The sequence below is a fragment of the Ulvibacterium sp. genome, assembly GCF_965228935.1.
GTDB lineage: Bacteria > Bacteroidota > Bacteroidia > Flavobacteriales > Flavobacteriaceae > Ulvibacterium.
The window spans coordinates 2,018,723-2,037,983 of record NZ_OZ245846.1 but is presented as its reverse complement, the minus strand read 5'-3'; the positions used below and the strand labels follow the sequence as shown (position 1 = coordinate 2,037,983).

Below are 19,261 nucleotides of genomic sequence, written 5' to 3'. Positions count from 1 at the left end.
TGCTATTCCTTGTGGGGTTTCAGGTTCTTTCCATTTTTCTTTCGTTATCCTCCGCTCCATGGGTCAAAGCCTTTAATTTCTTGAGGAACACAAAAATTAAAAGACCAAAAAAGATACAGAATACGGCTATCCCCGTAAATACGGTATACTCGCCAAACTGGGAAGCGGATTCACCCAACAAACCCGCAACTTTGTTGCCTAGACCCGTGGTAGCAAAGTAAATCCCCATCATTGAGGAAGCATATTTGGCGGGAGCAAGTTTTGTAACGAATGAAAGGGATACGGGTGAAAGACTTAGCTCCCCCACCGTATGGAACAAGTATGCCAAAACCAACCAGTACATAGCCGAGGCTCCTGTACTTTGATATTCGGCCGTAGCGGCAGTCATAAATAGGAATCCGGTTCCCATGATAATCAGTCCCATCAACATTTTAAAGAGTGATGAGGCCTCCTTACCTTTTAGTTTTCTGGTTGCCCAATACCCGGCTACCGCGGTTCCCAAAGTAATGATAAAAAATGCATTAAGTGATTGAAACCAGGATGCGGGAACTTCCCATCCCATCAACATTCGATTCGTATAGTCCTTGGCATAAATATTCATTAAACCCCCGGCTTGCTCGAACGCGCCAAAGAACACGATTACCATTAAGAAGGAAAGCACCAACACAATAACCCGATCCTTTTCTATCTTGGTCAAAGGCCGCTTTAAGGCTTCCCTATCTTCCTCAACATCCGATTTTCCCAAATAGTCGCCTACCCCTACAAGGTATTTTTGGCCGAATACAAATTGAATAAGTCCAAACAACATACAAATACCGGCCAATCCAAACCCATAGTGCCATCCATAAACCTCACCTACATACCCAACGATTAAACTGGATAGGAAGGCACCAACATTGATTCCTATGTAAAATATGGTAAAACCTTTATCCCTTCGGATATCCCCTTTTTTGTACAACCCTCCTACCATAGTGGAAATATTGGGTTTTAACATGCCCACACCGGCTATGATAAACCCAAGCCCGGTGTAAAAGGCCCACATTTGCTCGATGGCCAAAACACTATGTCCAATTACCAAGAGGATGGCTCCTAGAATTACCGATTTTTTTTGGCCAAGAAGTTTATCCGCAATCATTCCTCCAGGAATGGATGCCACATAAACCAACATGGTATACCATCCATAAAGGGCCAATGCCTCCCCATTGCTCCACCCAAGGCCGGGATTTTTGTCAGTAGTCTGGGTAACCAGATAAAGAACCAGTATGGCGCGCATTCCATAGTACGAAAACCGTTCCCACATCTCGGTAAAAAAGAGGACGTATAATCCCACTGGATGTCCAAAAAGTTCTCTTTGATGTGGTGGTCTTGCTATTGTTGCCATAATATCTTCGGTTTAGTTAGTTCTATAGGTTCTTCTCAACGAAATCCGTCATTTTGTTAAAGAGGTGTACTCGGGTGTTGCCGCCATAGATACCGTGGTTCTTGTCCGGGTAAATGGCCCAATCAAATGGCTTCTTGGCCTGTATCAAGGCCTCTATCATCCGCATACTATTCTGTACATGTACATTGTCATCCCCGGAACCATGAATCAATAAATAATCGCCCTTAAGCAGTTCCGGATAATTAAAGGGGGAATTGTCATCATATCCGTTAGGGTTTTCCGCTGGGGTTCGTATAAATCGCTCCGTGTAAATGGTATCATAAAAGCGCCAGCTTGTGACAGGAGCCACTGCTATGGCCATCTCAAAAACAGCGTTACCCTTTAACAGGCAGTTGGTACTCATATGACCTCCAAAACTCCATCCCCAAATACCGGTACGCGATTCATCGATATAGGGCAGTTCACTCAATTTTTTGGCCGCGGCGATTTGATCTTCGGTTTCGTATTTCACTAGGTTCAAATAGGTGACCTTTTTAAAATCACGTCCCTTGAATCCAGTGCCCCGCCCATCTACACAAGCTACAATATAGCCTTTTGAAACCAGCATTTGATGCCAATAATCATTGGCCCCCATCCATTCATTGGCAACATTCTGTGATCCCGGCCCACTATATTGATACATGAACAAGGGATACTTTTTGCTGGGATCAAAATCAGATGGTTTGATCATATACATATTCAGATCATTTCCATTGATGTCCAAGGTGGAAAATTCCTTGGGGCTTATGACATAACCGTCCAATTTATCCAGTAATGCCTTATTGTCCTTGATTTCCCTTAGCTTTTTACCCGTTAAAGCATTGTGCAACGTATACCGATACGGCAAAGTAGTACTGGAATAGGTATGGATAAAATTGGAGAAATCCGCGTTAAAATCGGCGGTATTGGTCCCTTCCTCGGTAGCTAGGGGCCTTTTACCCTTTCCATTGCCCCGAATACTGTATACGCCTCGATTTATTGAACCATTTTCGGTCGATTGATAGTACACCCTGTCCCGCTTTTCATCATAGCCGTAATAATCGGTCACTTCCCATGGCCCCTGGGTAATCTGATTCTCCAGCTTTCCATTGGCGTTGTAAAGGTAAATATGGTTGTTCCCATCCCGTTCACTGGTCCAAATGAAACTGTCGTCTTGTAAAAAGGTAAGATCGTCCGTTACATCCACATAGGCCTCATCGGTTTCCTCCATCAATAGGGAAACCGAATTGTCTTTGGCATCCACTACATGTAATTTTAACCGATTCTGATGTCGGTTCAATGTTTGGACGCTCAACTTATCCGGGTGGTTCATCCATTGCATCCTGGGGATATAATACGCGTTATCCAAATCTACCTTCTCCGTGTTCCTTGAAGCCACATCGAACATATGTAAGGTAACCTCTGCATTTTCTTCTCCCGCTTTGGGATATTTGAACACATAGGGCCAAGGATACAGTCCCTGACCATAAACATCCATGGAAAACTCCGGCACTTGGGTCTCATCAAATCGGAGAAAGGCAATTTTGGTCCCGTTGGAGTTCCAGGCGAAGGCCCTTACAAAGGCAAATTCCTCTTCATAGACCCAATCCGTAACCCCATTGATAATCTTATTTCTTACCCCGTCCGTGGTAATCTGCGTAGTTTTGCCGGAGGAAATATCAAAAAGATACAGATTGTTTTCCGATACGTACGCCACCTGATTCCCATCTGGGGACAGCAGGGGTTCCTGAATCTTTGTATCTGCAATCTTGATAAGACTTTTGGTCGCAATTTCATAAACATAAAAAACCCCCAGAGTGGAGCGTCTAAAAATCGGTTCTACTTGGGTGGCCAACAAAATTTTGGATTCATCCGAGCTAAACTCATAGGAAGAAAAACCTTGGATCTCGGACAAATCGGCCGATGAGATTATAGTCCCTGTTTTTTCCAGGGTTTCATAATCGTATCTGTCTATGGCAGTGTTTCCATTGGATCTATCATAGTCCAGTACGGTATACTGCTCCCCATTGTTAAGGGAGCGAAGGACATCCAGGCCTTCTGTTCTAAAGACGCCGCCATAAATCTCTTCAACGGAAACGGTTTTCTTCTGGGCTGTTGCGGTGGTCAAAAAACCTATGACTAGGAGCAATAGAACGTAAGGTCTATCCATAAAGGCGTAAAATTGATTTAAGCTTTCAAGTTTACTAATAATTTAACGAAAAAATGAATTTTACGAGAAAAATATAACACATCGTCCTCACATGCAAGTCTCCAAAATTTGACGGCATTATCCCTATATTTGGGGAAGAAACCACCACTTTATGAATACTGTAGTAGAGGGATTTTCCAAACTTACCAAGGAGGAAAAAATAGACTGGCTCGCAAAGAATTATACCCGAGACCCGGAATCGTCCAAAAACGTTTTGAAGCAATATTGGAATACCGAATCCAAGGTACAAAGACTCCATGACGAATTTATAGAAAACACCATCACCAATTATTACCTCCCCTTTGGTATTGCGCCCAATTTTCTGATCAACGATAGATTATATGCCATCCCCATGGCCATTGAGGAAAGTTCGGTCGTTGCCGCCGCGAGCAAGGCCGCAAAATTCTGGTTGGAGAGGGGAGGATTCAAAGCACAGGTCTTGGGCATGGAAAAAGTTGGGCAAGTCCATTTTAGATATAAAGGTGATCATCGAAATTTGGAAAAGTTCTTCGAGTTCGTAAAACCCAAACTTATTTCCGCAGCCAAGCCCATTACCGAAAATATGGAAAAACGAGGTGGTGGCATTACCCATATTGAGCTTAGGGACAAAACCGAAGTAATGGAAGATTACTATCAGCTTCATTGCACTTTTGAGACTCTGGACGCCATGGGGGCCAACTTCATCAATTCCTGTCTGGAAGAATTTGCCAAAGTCTTCAAGGCGGAAGCACAAACTTTTCCTTCATTCGCCGAAAATGAAAGGGAAATCGACGTGGTCATGAGCATTCTATCCAATTATGTCCCCAATTGTTTGGTCAGGGCAGAAGTCAATTGTCCCGTTGAAGCCTTGGAAACTGGTGAATCGATAGCCCCTCGGGAATTCGCGGAAAAAATGGTGCAGGCCGTTGAAATTGCAAAAATTGAACCGCACCGTGCCGTAACCCACAATAAAGGTATTATGAATGGTGTGGATGCCGTAGTCCTAGCGACCGGTAATGATTTCAGGGCCATAGAAGCGGGTGTTCATGCCTACTCCTCTAGAAAAGGACAGTACTCCAGTCTTACCCACGCCGCCATTGAAGAAAGTACTTTTAAGTTTTGGATCGAAATCCCCTTGGCCTTGGGTACCGTAGGCGGACTTACCAGCTTGCATCCCTTGGTCAAGTTATCCTTGGAAATTCTACAGAACCCTACGGCAAAAGAGTTGATGCAAATTGTTGCGGTAGCGGGACTTGCCCAGAATTTTGCCGCCCTGCGTTCCCTGGTGACCACCGGGATACAGCAAGGTCATATGAAGATGCATCTTATGAACATCCTAAACCAAATGGGGGCAGGGGAAGAAGACAAGAAGGTACTGGTAAACTATTTTAAGACACGCACTGTTACCCACAGTTCAGTAAAAGAAGCCCTGGAACAGTTGAGAAAATGATGGCGAAACAGTTTTATAGTAACGGAAAGCTTTTGCTTACCGGGGAATACGCCGTTTTGGATGGTGCCTTGAGTCTGGCATTACCTACCCATTATGGACAGTCATTACATGTCAAAGAAATTGAGGATCCGAAATTACTATGGAAAAGCCAGGACGATAAAGGGGCCACCTGGTTTGAAATGGGAATGGACATCCCTTCATGGAGCGTATACTACGAACTTTCTGAACGAAAATCCGTAAAAGACACTTTGATAAAAATCCTTTCCGTCGCCAAAGCCTTAAACCCAAAATTCCTTCAGGGAGCCAAAGGATACCAGGTTGAAACCAAACTCGACTTTCCCAAAGACTGGGGACTCGGTTCTTCCTCCACATTGATCAATAACATTGCGCAATGGGCCCAAATCGATCCCTTTCAATTGCTTTGGGAAACCTTCTCCGGTAGTGGTTATGACATTGCCTGTGCCCAGTCTGACCATCCTATTTTATATCAGCTTAAAAATCAAAATCCCCATGTCCAAAAGGTAGATTTTAACCCCCCGTTTCAGGAACATTTATTTTTTGTATATCGAAACAGAAAACAGGATAGCAGGGAAGGTATCGCCCAATATCGTAAAACTACTATTGAGACCTCCGATTTTGTACATCGGGTTACGGGGATTACCCAAAGAGTATCCACCTCAAAAAGTCTATCTGAATTTAACGCCCTGATTACCGAGCATGAAAACCTTTTGGCAACAATCTTAAAATTGGTTCCCGTAAAGGAATCCTTATTCCCCGATTTTAATGGCGCAATAAAAAGCTTGGGGGCCTGGGGCGGTGATTTCATTTTGGCCTCGGGAAAGGAGGATATCATATCCTATTTTAAGGAAAAGGGATATGATACTATCATCCCCTATTCAGAAATGGTACTTTAACCATAGGGACGGGCTACATAAAGAGGGTAGATTTACATCCCCGACCCAAATCATGGGATATGCAATAGCTCAATAAAAAGTAGCGCGATTGTCCTCTATTTCCGATTTTTCCTTCAATGCATCGTAAACCGCAGTGTTTACTTTTCCAACACTGGAAGACTTAAGTGAGTTGGCATAGGTGCTATAATTCTCCAACTCTGGTGCGGAAGTCCTTTTGGCCACGGTAATCTTAAAAACCCCGCTTTCCCCTTTTATCAGGTTGGAGGTCTCGTCCTGTTGCATGGCATATGCCGTACCCACCACCACGGGTTCTGATCCGGCACCGGGAATGGTAGGGGATTTTACCGTTAAGGCCGATGCATTGGATACCGTAACGTTGTTGTCCTTGGCCAAATCCTCCATTGATTTGCCCGTATTGGCACCAATGATCTGGGTAGCTTTTCTATCCTTACGGATCTTGGGTAAAACGGTGGCCGAAGCATCCTCAACGGACATAAGCCCTTCCTTATATGTTCCGGTCAGCTGTACTATGGCATAGCCATTATTGACATTGAAGCGTTTAATCTCACCTACTTCGGTATCCTCATTGAACGCCCATTGAACAATAGTACGCTGTGCCCCAAGTCCGGGTAGGTTTTCATCCATGGCCTTTATTCGGTTCACGGGACGCACCACGTAGTCATTTTCCTTGGCCAAGTCCGAAAAGGATTCTTCATTGGCAATGGACTCCATTTCAAATTTGGTAGCATCGGTGAACAGGGTATTGATCGTCTCTTCCGACGGCTCCAATTCCCGGGCCAAAGTAGCCACTTGTACAATATCTTCCTTATCATCGATTTTAATGACATGAAAACCAAAATCGGTTTCTACCATTCCTATGGTCCCGACGGGATTGCCAAAGGCAAAATCGTTAAATTTGGGAACCATGGTTCCTTCCTGAAAATAGCCCAGGTCCCCACCGTTAGGGGCAGAAGGGCCATCGGAGTTATCACGAGCCAATTCTACAAAAGGGGTATCGCCTTTTTTCGCATCCCTGAACAATTCCTTTGCCCTGGCCTCTGCTTCTTCCTTGGTACGTTTTATTTCCGGCTTCGCCCTTTGTGCACCTTCATAGGTAATTAAGATATGACTGGCCTTAACCGATCCGTTCGGCTTACGGTCTATCATTTTGGATACCTTGTAGAACTCCCCATCCTTGTAAGGGCCAAAAATTTCACCCGTATTCAGGGCCATTAAGCTGTCAGCGAACGAAGCAGGGAGGTTTTTCCTCGCCTTATAAATGGTATCGAACTTCACATCCGAATTACGATCTAAAAAAGCGGTGATATCCGTGGTATTCCGTAACCCTGCAATGGTATCCATCATATCCCTTTCCTCCGAATATTCCACCGTGTCCCCTATCAGTTTTGAAATTTCATCCTTTACCGCGTTCTCATCGTCCAACGAGGGCTTTTCCTCAAAATAAACGAATTGGATATCCCGGGTACTTTCCTGTTCAAAATCTTCCTTATGATCATTGATATAGTTTGCAATCTCCGCCTTGGTCACGGTCAATGTACTATCCGGAATGGAGGAATACGGTATTCTTACATATTTGATATCGATTTTATCATTGGCCAGCTTGTAATCCAATTCCCCTTCCTTTAAAGTGGCGCCTATACCGGCCTTTACCAAATTGTAATAGGTCTGTTCCTTGGCCATCTGAATAATGGCCTGTTCCGTTTGCAGCCAGGCATCATACTGCAATGGATTGTTCGCCTTCCAATCGGCCACGGTCTGCCTAAAACTGTTGGGGTCAAAAAAACCATTCTCATTCTGAAATTCGGGATTTTGCGCGTATCCCGTGGTTCGGATAAAATCAACGATTTGATCTTGTTCGATCCCCACGCCCAAATCCTCAAATTGCTGCTCCAGAATGGTATTCTTTACGATACGGTCCCACACCCGGTTTACGTTCTGTAGGGTAGATGAGGCGGGCGGGGCATTCCGCGTAGCGGTTTCCAACTGCTGTGTAAATGCATCCCGGGAAATCTCCTCACCATTGATCTCACCAACGGCAGAGCCTACCTTTCCTCCTCCAAGTTCGTTACTCGTAAATACACCTGATATCACAAATGCAAAAAGAGCAAGCCCTATGATCAAAATCAAAACGGTAGTCCGTTTTCTTATATTCTCCAAAATTGCCATGGTGCGGAATGTTTAAATCAGTGCGCGAAATTAGTGTTTTCTTTTTATCTGTTCAAATTTTAGAATGTTAATCGGGTTAACATTTCCAAAGGCAAAATACTAGTAGCCTGCTATTTAATCCTCCTTTAATCATTGTCCAGAACCTCCAAGGCTACCAGGTCTATTTTGGTATTGGACACTTCCAGGATAGAGAACAAAAAGTTCTCGATTTTTATTTGGGAGTCCTGCTCCGGTATTTCCCCTGTGTTATTCATGATAAGTCCCCCAAGGGTTTCATATTCATCGGTTTCCGGAAGCTCCAGTTTGTAGTTTTCGTTGATATAATCCACTTCCAAACGTGCAGAAAATCTATAGGTGACCTCGTCTATTTGTTCCTCATGCAGATCAGTGGAATCGTGTTCATCCTCTATTTCGCCAAAAAGCTCCTCTACAATATCCTCTACCGTCATTATTCCGGAAGTCCCCCCGTATTCATCCAAAACCACGGCCATACTTTTCCTTTTCTTGGTGAGGACGTTCAAAATATCATGTATGAGCATGGTCTCGGGTACAAATTCAACGGGTAGAAGTATACTTTTTATGGTCTTAGGCTTTTTAAAGAGTTCGTAGGAATGTACATATCCTATAATATTGTCTATGGTATCCTTATAGACCAGGATTTTGGAATAGCCGGTTTCCGTAAAAAGCTTGGCCAAATTTTTAGGGGTTTCATGGATTTCAACGGCCATGATCTCTGTCCTGGGTACCATGACCTCCCTGGCTTTGACCTCTGAAAATTCCAATGCATTTTGAAAAATCTGTATTTCCGTATCTATAATGTCCTCTTCCTCTACGGTCTCCATTTGTTCCGTGATATAATCCCCTAGTTCTATTTTGCTAAAGGCCAATTGTACCTCATCACCATCGGTCTTAAAAAAAGTCTTTAGGATAAAGTCGGATACCTTCATGACAAATTCGGAGAGTACCGAAAACAGGACATAAAACATATAGGCAGGGAGCGCCAAAAATTTGAGCAAGGTATTGGCATAAATCTGGAAGAGTACCTTGGGCAGAAATTCAGCGGTGACCAATATAATCAAGGTAGAAATTACGGTTTGGGTAAACAAACTGAAATCCGTCAGCATGGTCTGGATAAAAGCATTGGAAGAAGGCAATAGTTCCGCGAACCAATCCATCAGCAGCTCTCCCATATAAAGCCCGTATACGACCAAGGCGATATTATTGCCGATCAGCATCGTAGCAATAAATTTAGAGGGCTTTTTGGTAAGTCGGGTAAGTATTTTTGCCAAAAGGCCTTCCTGCTTTTTTTCTATTTCAATATGGATCTTATTGGCGGAAACAAAGGCAATCTCCATTCCAGAAAAAAAGGCGGAAAACACCAGGGACAGGATAATAATTATGATGGAACCTTCCCAGATCATTGTTGATTATCGCGATTCCGTCTCTCAAATTTCTTACGATAGTTTCTGCGAAACAAAAACATACCAATGGACACGATGGCAAAGAAGACAAATAAATAGGCATTTTGTCGATCGATGTTCCAATCCGTATAAATCCTATATATTGAAAAAAGCGCTACGGCCACATACAGATATTCCGTATACCTCAGTATTTTGATCATTTTAACTCTTCTTTTATCATCATTAGTCCATACGTCTTGTGGGCCTTAAAAAAACTAAGGTTCCTATTAAAGTCCATCCCCTCGCCATCCATTACGGTTCCATCCTCGGGATTGGTATAGGTGAATTCGCCTTGGGTAAAAATCCACTCGCTATTCTGGTCATAATATAGTTGAGGCGCTTCCAATCGTTTCCCATCATGGGTCTCAATGACCACATTGCCACGTAAATCTATTAAATTAGTAAGGGAATACATAATGCCATAATCTGCCTCCACCACATTTTTATTGGAATCCTTGTCATAAACATCAAGTACCAATCCGTTGGGAAAAGTACGATATGGGAATCTGAGGTTTTGAAAATCCTCGCTAACCGGACTGGTCAGCACCGCGATCACTTTGGTGGACTTTAAGTCTTGACTGCCCAATTCGTCAATGGTCTCCGTATAGGTCAGGACAAAATTATTGGCGATACCTTGTGGAAAAATCTTCTTCCCGGCCTCCTCCCCGACCCTTTTGTAGTTATCCGTACAGGCCAAAAAAAGCATTGCCATGGAAAATACCACGGCAACGTTCATAAAAATATTCTGTAAGGAACCCGTCATTCTACAAGTTGGGCACCGTAATGCTTCCGCCTACCCAACAGCTAAAAGAGACCGTTTTTCCTGCCATATCAGCATTAAAGATATCCGTTTTTGATGGAGCTTTTGCAGAATAGCTGGCCGCGGACTTACTTGCCCTTCCGCTAAGGGAAGGATCTACCCTCCCGGCCCTACGGGCTACATCGGCGGCTTTCCAATATATGGCACGCTTTTCAAAAGGTGTACTTCCACAGTCGTTGGCGCTGGTAGCATAGAGATTGGCGATCAACAAATAGGCTTTACCATTGGCCGGATTCGCATCTATCGCCTTTTGTGCATAACTACGGGCCGTAGATTTACTGGTTCTCCTGTAGCTTGTAGCAATCCTATAGGAGATGTTGGATTTCTTATAGGGATCCGTTTCCAATTCCAGGGCCTTGTTAAAGTCGGCCAATGCCCCTTTGGTATCCCCTGATCTCTTTTTCAACAAAGCAAGATAAAAATAGGTGTCCGCAGACGGATCTAGGGAATTTTGGGCTTCGACCAATTTAACAAATAATGGATCCTCGGTACACTCCTTGCTATACATCCTTCCCACTGCTCGTTTTACCCAGGTGATATCACCTTTTTTGGCGTCAAAGCTCTTTTGGTATAACGGAATTAGGTTACCACAATCTGCCAATGCTCCAAGTTTGGAATCTATACTCCCGGCTATTTTACCGAAAGACGTAGAATTTGTAGTAGCCACTTTAAGTTGTTTTTTCTCCTTTGAGGTCAAGGTATTATTTTCCTCCTTGGGCAGAAGCTTGGTAATGACACCAGTCAATTTTTTGTTTTCCTCTTCTATTTTTTCCGTGATATCATCATATTCATCAAAAACCTGCTGTAAATCGGCCTTCCCTGCATTATGTAGGTCTACGAGACTGGAAAAATCCAGGTACAGGGCTTTTGGATTTCTAAAATTTTCCCTATCCTCTACGAATGCCTGATGTAATTGGTCATAAATCTCCTGATCGGAAATCATTTTATTATCATACTTCAGTAATACCTTGTCAATGATTACTTCCGCTTTCTTGGCTTTCTTTGGAAAATACTTTAAACTATTGTCGTACAGCGTTAAAAGATCGGTGATATAGCCATCCTTTTCCGCCCCGGATGATTTTTTCACCTTGTCCTTCAATATCCGTTCCCCATAGGCGAAGTTGGCCCAATTCACGTCGGGACAATTGTCATAGACCATTTTCCAAGGTGTATATGCGGCATCATAATTCTTGACTTTTGCATGTTCTACATATATGGAAAGATTGGTCATACATTCCTGATTCTGGGCCTGAGCATTACTTACCCCCATATACCCTACTAACATTAGCGCTGTGAAGTAAATTTTCGTTTTCATCTTGATTCTTTGTTTAACGGGGGTAATGTACTAAATTTTTATCAATTTATTTTCCTTTTTTGGAACCATAAATCGTTTAAGGACAGTCCCACATTGATTTTAAAGTAACTTTCTTCTATTAAATTGGCCGAAGTGGTTCCCCTTCTTCCAAGTTCAAAACCTAGATTTAAGTTAGAGAAACTACGTCCGAGCGGTAAACCTAACCCAAAAGTTATGCCAAAATTATTGATTTCGGTGTCGTTTACCAGCATACCGGTCTTCTCATATCGAATCCCGGCCCTGTAATTGATCCTCTTTAGATAGCCTTGAAATGCATCATAATCCGGAATAAAATAGCCCCCAAAAGCAAAAAAACTGGCATTCTGGTACTCCAGGTTCTCTACGGCCAAAAAATCATTCGTAAACGAGCTAAGATCCTGAAAACCGTATTCACCTCCCAGAAACCACTTCATGTTCTCTCCAAAACCGATTCCCAAGGTAGTGGTCGTGGGAATCTTCAAATCCGTATTTCTAAGCCCCTGGGCATCCAAATCCACATCCAGAACCTCAATATTCTGCCCGGTAATCAGAGAAAAGGATCCGATTGCCTGATCGTTCTTAGAGGTCAGGTTGGCTTGGGTGTTTACCCGGGCCGATGCAAAAAGTGTGTATTTATCCTTAATCTTGGGTGTATAATATAGAGCGTAATTAAAATCCATCCCGTTTATCCTGGATGTTCTTCGATCCAATGTTCCAAATTGAACGTCCTCTACACTCTGAATCCGTTCATTCTCCACATTGCCAAAATTAAAACTTGCCGTGGCCCCAATACTTAAATTTTGGGCCAGTGCATATCCCACGGAAAAATAAACTTTGTTAAGACCTCCCTCCCCCCTAAACTGATTGGTGATCAAAGCTCCATTGCTATCACTGGTCTCGGAGACCAGATCATAACCCACGGAAGAGTAGGGCCTGATCCCAAAACCTACCCCAAGTCCTTTTCCCAGTCCAAAACCTAGGCCCAGATAGTCCAAATTGGATACAGAGGTACTTTGCTCCTCGGTAAAGCTTTTAAGCCTCAACTCCCTGCGGGACATTCCTGCCGTATACGTGGTAATCCGTAATTTGCTATAACCGGCCGGGTTTTGTAGATTTATATGGATGCTATCCGCATAAACACCGATACCGCCCATCATCTGGTTCTCGACCGTACTTGCCGATCTAAGGTCGCCGATACCAAAATAAGAATAGGGAGAGACGGTTCCATTCTGTGCATGCAAACCTGCAGTGGCAATGCATACCATTGCAAATACAATTTTTTTGATCATCTAATGCTTGTTGTATTCCAACAAATGGTTAAGTCCTTTGAGTAGAAAATTGGAATCCGCAAATATGGTATTTTTTAGTCGTTTAGACAAAAAATGGGCATCGCCGCCTGTTAAAATAACTGTTAAATCTTCAAAACGTTGGCGATATTGATCGATGACCCCATCAATTTCCAAACAAATTCCGTTTACAATACCGCTGTGTATACTGGTTTCGGTGGAGTTTCCGATGAAGTCCAAAGGCTCGTAGGGTTCCAATAAAGGGAGGTTGGAGGTTTGCTCATGAACGGCCCTATAGCGCATGCCCAATCCCGGTGAAATGGCACCGCCCAAATATTCGCCATAGTCGTTTACCATATCATAGGTAACACAGGAACCTGCATCAATAACCAAGGTATTGCCGTTGTGGTTATGATAGAACGCCGCCGTGGCCAAGGCTACACGATCGGTTCCCAGGGTATGGGGCGTTGCATAGGAATTTTTGAAAGGTTTTTTAGAGGATGGGCCTAATTCATGGACTTCACAAAAAACGTTGAGAACGGCCATAACGGTCTTATCCAACTTTCCGACGTTGGAGATTATGGCATTCGTCATATCCGGATATCGATCGCAAATCTCCTTTATCTGCCGCGCCACATGTTCGGGAAGCGCATTTTGATGAAAGATAAGCCCCCCCCTGTCAAAAACGGCAAGCTTTGTAAAGGTATTCCCGACATCTACAATCAAGTTCATAGTACAAAGATCTGAAAATGGAAAAAACAAACCCCCTTTTTTCCCTATTTTGTTTGTAGTTCCTAAAATTGAAATTATATTTGCACCCGCCTTTGCTTGGCCAAAGCTAGCAAAGGCGGATAGGCCCGCCCCCAGTTTCCATAACGAGGGACTTTTGAATTATTTTCAATTGAAATAAGTCCTAATTGTCGGGTTTGGAGATGGGGAGGTCAACTTGAAATAGCTGGTACCTTAGCTCAGTTGGTAGAGCAACGGACTGAACCCCGATAGTTATCGGGACGTGTGTCCGCGATTTTTAAGACGGGTACACAGACAAAAAAATATTGAAATACCGGTACCTTAGCTCAGTTGGTAGAGCAACGGACTGAACCCCGATAGTTATCGGGACGTGTGTCCGCGATTTTTAAGACGGGCACACAGACAAAAAAATATTGAAATACCGGTACCTTAGCTCAGTTGGTAGAGCAACGGACTGAAAATCCGTGTGTCCCTGGTTCGATTCCTGGAGGTACCACATCAAGCACGAAAAGCTCATTCGAAAGAATGGGCTTTTTTGTTTAAAGCACCGTAGGAAGCTCGCTTGCTTAAGGTGTAAAGAACAAAGAGACATTGCTGAAAGGCAATGGGCTTGGAAGTATTTGCAGCAGTGAAACCAAAGGAACAACGCAGTTAACCCCGGAGGTACCACCAAAGAAACTCGCAACATACTATAAACAGTGGCGTTGCGAGTTTTTTGTTTTTAAAAATATACGATTTTTGTAATGTTTTCGGTGAAAAACTACTTTTTTCCTATCTCCACTTTACAATTTAGAATGCTGGGTCTCCGGTAGCTAGGCACTTTAACAATTTTAAATTCTGCATTTATTTAAGAAAGCCATCGGTTTTATAAAACGCCGGTGAGTAGAAAAAAATCATAAAAATTAGATTATCCTCTCAAACAAAGCGTTTCTTATATCCAAAACAAAACTTGATTTTGCATTTCCCTTATTATCGTTTTTTCTTTGTTGATAACTGTGTTCAGGAGCAACCTTTAATAATTCCACTAGGTTTTTAAAGGGAATTCTCCATACACCATTGATATACCCAACAGTCTGCTGAAAATTACCCATAACAAACTTTACCGAGTGCCATTCGACCCAAAAGTAAATTATGATATCAGGATATACTTTATGATATCTCCTAGCATCCTTTCTATTGAAAACAATAGCATAGGACGGTTCAATGCCATATAATTTCCTAGCCTTAAAAAAAGGAGTGTTCTGCGTTTTTAGGTCGGCCAAAAATTCACCTTTTTCAAGCAAATCCGGAGCGTAGGGGTCTGTTTTTTTATCTGGATTCATTTGCAAATCCAAAGCCCTTCCATATCGTGACACAAAAGCTTCTTCAATACTTTCCCCATCCTTACACCAAGTTGACTTGGCTTGTAAATCCTTATGGGTTACCAATTCACCGTCCTTGTTATATTGCTTATAAGACATTTTTTTGGTGATGATCTTAAGTTTGGTCTTTGTTAAGCATGAATCCCGAACCTAGGGACAAGCAACAAAAATCCTATACGCATATCCTGCCAAATCCATCATCTTGGTTTTATCTATTTACCAAGATTAACGAAGAACAAAGATTTAAGCAAACAAAGTGGGAATTTTCTCCTTGGCCATATGTTTTTCAAACTCAAAAACAAAGCTTTTGAATGAAGTATTTCGGTATCGGGAGTATTTGAAGCCATCAATCTCCGAATCGAGATTTCCTGCCATATGCTTCTGTATTTCTTTCCCAATAGCCCTTCCTAATCCAACAGGCACGGCATTGCCAATTTGACGATATTTATCCAAAGTGGTACCTCCAAATTTCCAATCCAAGGGAAATTCTTGAATCACTTTATATTCATCAACGCTAATAGGTCTTATTTCCTCCGGATGACACAAATCGGTGGCCGGCATGGCAGGATTGGTTACAACCGTTGGAGCAGGTTTATCCCAATCCAATCTTCTCAGAAAACCTGTTTTTCCTCCCCCTAAATAAAATGCTGCACCTAAAGCTTCCTTTTGTAGTTCGATCGGTAAATCGCGCCAGTTTTGGCCAGTTTTTAGGTCTTTATAAAATGATTTTCTCTTTTCGGAATACTCAATAAATTCTTGGTTTTCAGAATTTTTTAGTTTGCTAAATGCAAATTTAAGAGTTCTCCACTTTGGTAATCCGTACTCAGGATTGCTGCTATGCGTCGGGGTCAATCTATTTACAGGTTCATCACCTTTTGTTCCAATTATAACTACCCTCTCCCTTGATTGGGGGGTGCCAAAATTAGCGGCATTATATAAATCAAAATTAATGGAATAGCCGGCCTTTTCCATCCTTTTTATGACATAATACAATGACGAGCCTTTTTTGTTCAATACATTCGGTGGAATTGCGCTTGATACTTCGTCTTGCTCATCAATTTGAAAAACAGAGGACAATAATCCCCTTACATTTTCAATAACAAAATAGCGAGGGCCTATTTCCTCTATTACTTCAAGAAATTTTAAAAATACATTGCCCCTAGAATCGGAAAACCCTTTTCGTTTACCGGCCGTACTAAATGCCTGGCAAGGAGGGCCCCCTACGATTACATCTACATCATCCGCTCTCTCCAGATTGGAATATGCTAAAATTTGTTGGACGGAATAGTTACGTAGGTCACCAATTAGCCCAATTTTTGGTTCGTTAAGACAAATTGTATTTCTACTTGCCTTATCATATTCGCAGGCCAACATTGCATTGAAGCCTTCTTTTTTTAGGCCAATATCCAGTCCCATTGCCCCTGAAAAAAAAGATAGTGTGGTTAATTTGTTTTTGTTCAACCTCTTTTTAGAAGCCCTATCGGCAATGCTTTCCTTAATCATATAAACAAATGTAAAAACAAAACAAATTTATTTACCGGTCAAGTATTCCAAGTTTACCATAAGTTATCAAAATACTTCCAATGGGCCTTTTTAAGGTTTTAAAATTGGTGATATCGAAAAAAAGAAGGTGCTAAACAAAGGGTACTCACCCCACTTTTTCCATTTCCTACACTACGTTGCTTTCTTTGTTTTCAGTCGGATATTTTAGAGAGCACCGACTATCAGAAGAATTAAAAACTCATCGGATACGATATAATTTCAAAAAATGAAAGAAAAAAGTTACTTCATATGGGTTAAACCGTCAAAAGGACATATGGGAAATGTATACAAACTACTATTCAAGGTGCTGTGCTATGCTGCATTGATCGTCCCGGTCTACGTCATCGCCCTCCATATTCTTGAACTACATGTTATGATAAGGGCCATATGGCTTTTAGCCTGTATACTTATCGGAAGTGTAATGAAGCCTTTTATAGACGGATTGGCGGACAAAATCTTCAAGAAATGAGATTCTGGGATAAGGAAAGTGCCATACCCTTTGACCAACTAATATATGAGATGTACGCCCACAGATCCAACAAGGAAATGCTCCTGGACATCCAGGGCATAATAACGGCCAACAAACAGGATTACTGTTCGGTGCACTACTACACCCTGATAAACGCGGTGAAAGGCTATCTGGGAAATCTGGAATAAAAAACTTGTACTTGCTTGTCCCACTATTTTAGGTCGGTTCCATGTTCCATATTTAAGAATAGGACAAACAGAAACTTCAAAAGAACCCCAAAATCTTGCAATTGACCGTAAAAGCTCTTTCATGAACCCTTAAGATTAACAGCCCAATTCCTCGACCAAAGGTCCGATCCGTACCAATCGACAAATTTTATGGTGCGTTTCATCGATTAAGCAGGCCAAGTATTACCATTTGATAAACCTTTGTAGCGAATCACAAATCAATTACTATGAAGACAATTCTACTCTTACGGGAAATTTATCTCGATGCATTTAAAAATTTTGGAAACTACTTGGTGCGAAACTATTTCAAGGCATTTGCCTGGTTTAGTTTTATGTTGTTAATCGTAGTTCTTTATGCATTTGTATTTAGGGTCTACACAGGTTTTGCCTTTGATTAGACCATTCAAAAATCGATTTTGGGGAAAATCAATTTTAATGATCAAAAGGAGTTCAAAAGAAGAGTAAAAAAGCAACCTGTTGCAGCTTTTGTGTTACTGTGTTTCACAATTTCAATAGCCATATTGTTTTTTTATGCATTTTGAATAAATCCTTGCCGATGGGCAAGGATTTTTTTTCTTACACCTTTTGGGCCTTTGTCCATATACCCTCATCATACCGAATACCCAATCCATTGCCCTTGAGCAAGGGAAGTAAGCCGGTATCCGGAATAACTTGAGGGCCGAACCACGACTTCTGTTTTTCCGTACCCCTTAAGGGATATTCTTGAAAACCGGTCAACACCGGTGCAACGGAAACCAGTTGGGAGAATGGTGCAAAAAGTGGATCTGCCTTTGGGGAGTGGGGCGCAAAACCTTTTCCAAGCGTACTTGCCATATGGGCGATTTTCAATGTCCGTACGATACCTCCGTTGTAATACACATCCGGTTGTAGGATATCGTAGACGTTATCCTCACATATGGCCTTAAATTGATGATAACTGGAATCCTGTTCCCCTCCTGCCAACTTCATTGTGGTCAACTCTTTTTTTACCGCAGCATTGGATTTATAATCCTGCCAATAACAAGGTTCCTCCAGAATTTCTACGCCGTAATCCTCCAAAAACCTGACTATCTCTTTCGCCTCGTTCACCGAGTAGGATCCGTTGGAGTCCGCATAAATGGTGAAATCATCGCCCATGGCCCTGCGTACCATAGGGATAAACTTCCGGGTACGTTCCTTGTCCCTGGTCGTATTTTTAAGGCGTCCGCCCACCTTGAGTTTAACGGCCTTGGCTCTGGTATGCTCCTGATACTTGATGATGTTTTGGGTCTCTTCCTCGGCCGAATTACCGCGGGTAAGGCTAGAGAGATAAATGGGGACTTCTGTCCGTATGGTATGACCAAGAAACTGGTTTACAGAAACTTCACCCAAGTTCCCCAATAAATCCCAGATAGCTATTTCCAAACTGCCTACACAGTTCCAAAAGGGCATTCCCGCATATTTGTAATTACTCTTAACACGATGAATCCCATTTACCAAATGAGCCACTTCCCTGGCATCCTTCCCGATAAAAAAAGGAACCACCATATTCTTGAAAAGGGATACCAGGTTTAACATGCGTGCATTACACACCGTAACCCCCACGGTACCGGAATTATCCGAGACCTTCAAAAGTAAAAGGGATTCAAAGCGATACAACTGGATTTCCTTAAGGGTAACCGGAGAAGTTAGGGAGCGCTTTATCCGGTCCGTGATTCTTTCCTCCAAAGAATTCCCTTCTATGTTGAATCTAAAGGAATGGCCGTACAAAGGCAACCCGCCGATAAGCGAAGCTGTAACTGTAGATTTAAGAAATTTTCGTCTTGAAATCATTGTGCGGTTTAATCGACAACTCTATAAAGTATTGGGCTCCTAAAGCTAGATAATCTTTGCCTA

The 19,261-nt window shown here is 42.4% G+C and carries 17 protein-coding genes and 1 tRNA gene; 6 read left to right on the top strand and 12 right to left on the bottom strand.

What is annotated here, in order from left to right; all coding sequences use genetic code 11:
* Positions 1-19: 19 nt before the first annotated feature.
* The gene (locus ACO06Y_RS08535; RefSeq protein ID WP_422083421.1) at positions 20-1,381 is read right to left on the bottom strand and encodes a peptide MFS transporter; all 1,362 of its coding nucleotides are present in this window, start codon (positions 1,379-1,381) and stop codon (positions 20-22) included.
* A gap of 22 nt (positions 1,382-1,403) precedes the next feature.
* Positions 1,404-3,569, bottom strand: coding sequence for a S9 family peptidase (locus ACO06Y_RS08530; protein ID WP_422083420.1), 2,166 nt, complete (start codon positions 3,567-3,569; stop codon positions 1,404-1,406).
* A 151-nt stretch (positions 3,570-3,720) separates the two neighbouring features.
* Between ACO06Y_RS08530 and ACO06Y_RS08525 the strand changes: the two genes are divergently transcribed.
* Entirely contained in the window at positions 3,721-5,037 is a 1,317-nt protein-coding gene (locus ACO06Y_RS08525) for a hydroxymethylglutaryl-CoA reductase, degradative (RefSeq protein ID WP_422083419.1), read from the top strand.
* A complete protein-coding gene (locus ACO06Y_RS08520; RefSeq protein WP_422083418.1) occupies positions 5,034-5,951 on the top strand; it encodes a GYDIA family GHMP kinase in 918 nt (305 codons plus the stop codon). The genes ACO06Y_RS08525 and ACO06Y_RS08520 overlap by 4 nt, the downstream gene beginning before the upstream one ends.
* A gap of 69 nt (positions 5,952-6,020) precedes the next feature.
* Here the strand turns inward: ACO06Y_RS08520 and ACO06Y_RS08515 are convergent, their stop codons facing one another.
* From ACO06Y_RS08515 to ACO06Y_RS08485, 7 genes are all read right to left on the bottom strand, one after another.
* A complete protein-coding gene (locus tag ACO06Y_RS08515) occupies positions 6,021-8,138 on the bottom strand; it encodes a peptidylprolyl isomerase (protein WP_422083417.1) in 2,118 nt (705 codons plus the stop codon).
* Between the two features lie 125 nt (positions 8,139-8,263).
* Positions 8,264-9,559, bottom strand: a complete 1,296-nt coding sequence (locus ACO06Y_RS08510; protein WP_422083416.1) for a hemolysin family protein — start codon at positions 9,557-9,559, stop codon at positions 8,264-8,266.
* Positions 9,556-9,759 (bottom strand): hypothetical protein, encoded by a 204-nt coding sequence (locus ACO06Y_RS08505; protein WP_422083415.1) that lies wholly within the window; start codon positions 9,757-9,759, stop codon positions 9,556-9,558. The genes ACO06Y_RS08510 and ACO06Y_RS08505 overlap by 4 nt, the downstream gene beginning before the upstream one ends.
* Positions 9,756-10,361, bottom strand: a complete 606-nt coding sequence (gene lptC, locus ACO06Y_RS08500; protein ID WP_422083414.1) for an LPS export ABC transporter periplasmic protein LptC — start codon at positions 10,359-10,361, stop codon at positions 9,756-9,758. Before lptC ends, ACO06Y_RS08505 begins: the two co-directional genes overlap by 4 nt.
* Before the next feature lies 1 nt (position 10,362).
* Entirely contained in the window at positions 10,363-11,733 is a 1,371-nt protein-coding gene (locus tag ACO06Y_RS08495; RefSeq protein WP_422083413.1) for a tetratricopeptide repeat protein, read from the bottom strand.
* A gap of 41 nt (positions 11,734-11,774) precedes the next feature.
* Complete coding sequence (locus ACO06Y_RS08490) at positions 11,775-13,040, bottom strand: hypothetical protein (protein WP_422083412.1); 1,266 nt, start codon at positions 13,038-13,040, stop codon at positions 11,775-11,777.
* Complete coding sequence (locus tag ACO06Y_RS08485) at positions 13,041-13,769, bottom strand: type III pantothenate kinase (RefSeq protein ID WP_422083411.1); 729 nt, start codon at positions 13,767-13,769, stop codon at positions 13,041-13,043.
* Between the two features lie 441 nt (positions 13,770-14,210).
* Between ACO06Y_RS08485 and ACO06Y_RS08480 the strand changes: the two genes are divergently transcribed.
* Positions 14,211-14,283, top strand: a tRNA-Phe gene (locus ACO06Y_RS08480).
* Between the two features lie 406 nt (positions 14,284-14,689).
* Here the strand turns inward: ACO06Y_RS08480 and ACO06Y_RS08475 are convergent.
* Both ACO06Y_RS08475 and ACO06Y_RS08470 read right to left on the bottom strand, forming a co-directional pair.
* On the bottom strand, positions 14,690-15,247 hold the full coding sequence (locus ACO06Y_RS08475; protein WP_422083410.1) for a hypothetical protein: 558 nt from the start codon (positions 15,245-15,247) through the stop codon (positions 14,690-14,692).
* A gap of 144 nt (positions 15,248-15,391) precedes the next feature.
* Positions 15,392-16,651: a DNA cytosine methyltransferase gene (locus ACO06Y_RS08470; protein ID WP_422083409.1), complete on the bottom strand. Its 1,260-nt coding sequence runs from the start codon at positions 16,649-16,651 to the stop codon at positions 15,392-15,394.
* A 265-nt stretch (positions 16,652-16,916) separates the two neighbouring features.
* Between ACO06Y_RS08470 and ACO06Y_RS08465 the strand changes: the two genes are divergently transcribed.
* The 3 genes from ACO06Y_RS08465 to ACO06Y_RS08455 all read left to right on the top strand — a co-directional run bounded on the left by ACO06Y_RS08465 (position 16,917) and on the right by ACO06Y_RS08455 (position 17,784).
* Complete coding sequence (locus ACO06Y_RS08465) at positions 16,917-17,159, top strand: hypothetical protein (RefSeq protein WP_422083408.1); 243 nt, start codon at positions 16,917-16,919, stop codon at positions 17,157-17,159.
* Positions 17,156-17,347, top strand: a complete 192-nt coding sequence (locus ACO06Y_RS08460; RefSeq protein ID WP_422083407.1) for a hypothetical protein — start codon at positions 17,156-17,158, stop codon at positions 17,345-17,347. Before ACO06Y_RS08465 ends, ACO06Y_RS08460 begins: the two co-directional genes overlap by 4 nt.
* A gap of 266 nt (positions 17,348-17,613) precedes the next feature.
* A complete protein-coding gene (locus ACO06Y_RS08455) occupies positions 17,614-17,784 on the top strand; it encodes a DUF6747 family protein (RefSeq protein ID WP_422083406.1) in 171 nt (56 codons plus the stop codon).
* Between the two features lie 178 nt (positions 17,785-17,962).
* On the opposite strand, the gene ACO06Y_RS08450 is transcribed toward ACO06Y_RS08455, so the two are convergent.
* Positions 17,963-19,198 (bottom strand): mandelate racemase/muconate lactonizing enzyme family protein, encoded by a 1,236-nt coding sequence (locus ACO06Y_RS08450; RefSeq protein WP_422083405.1) that lies wholly within the window; start codon positions 19,196-19,198, stop codon positions 17,963-17,965.
* Positions 19,199-19,261 lie beyond the last annotated feature (63 nt).